This is a genomic window from Acetobacter sp. DsW_54 (genome assembly GCF_002153575.1).
GTDB classification, from domain to species: Bacteria; Pseudomonadota; Alphaproteobacteria; order Acetobacterales; family Acetobacteraceae; genus Acetobacter; species Acetobacter fabarum.
Genome location: NZ_JOPD01000070.1, coordinates 1 through 912 on the forward strand (window position 1 = coordinate 1; position 912 = coordinate 912).

The 912-nt window shown below is 60.1% G+C and carries 1 pseudogene; it reads left to right on the forward strand.

What is annotated here, in order from left to right:
• Positions 1 to 912, forward strand: a pseudogene (locus HK20_RS13035) (type IV secretion protein DotO); the annotation flags it as partial.

The following is a 912-nucleotide window of genomic DNA, read 5'->3' on the forward strand; positions in this document are numbered from 1 at the left end:
GACAACTACGGCTCCAACACACCCACATCTGGCGGGGAAACCGGACTTGCCATCTTCCAGCGTTACGTAAAGACCTTCATTGGCAAATACCCGACGCTCAACCAGCCCACCCGTCTCGATCTGGGCGATGCCCGCGTCGTCGCCATCGACATCGGCCGTGTCGCCCCCGAAGGCCTTGGCGAGAATGCCCGCCAGTCGGAGCTGATGTATCTCCTCGGTTTTCAGATCATCGGACGGAACTTTTTCCTCGACCCCGATGAAGCCGAAAAAGTGCCTGCTCACGTCCGGGAGATCCATCGTGAGCGCTTCCGCGAATTCCGCGAAAGCTACAAACGCCTTGAATGCGACGAATTCCAGCGCGCAGCTGCTGCCCCCTTCGTGCTGAAGCTTTTCGAAGAAGCGGCACGAAGGGCCGCCAAGCTGGGTGTGCGTCTGGGACTGACCAGCCAGAAAATCACCGATTTTGGCAGCTTTCTCACCACCCATTCGACTGGCCGCTTCATTTTGGGGACAGCAAACCCGACGGAAGCAGATGACACCGCGAGGATACTCGGCCTGAGTGCCGCGGGACGACAGATTGTCCACACCGCCCTGCAGGGGCCACGCCCCGATGGTAGCGGCGCACCCCTGCTACTCCAGATCAAGGTCGGAGAGGACTGGTATGAAATGTTCCTCCTCAACACACTCGGACCAATCGAACTCTGGGCACTCTCGACACGACCCGAGGATGTCGCTTTGCGCAAGCGCGTCTATCACGCGCTCGGGTCAGTTGAAGCCCGCCGCCGCCTGTCGCACGTGTTCCCCAAAGGCAGTGCCGCCGATGAAATCGAGCGTCGCAAAAACGAACAGATGGCCGAAACAAACTCCCTTGACGCACAGGCCGCACTCGGTGGCGTCATCACCGGTCTGGCG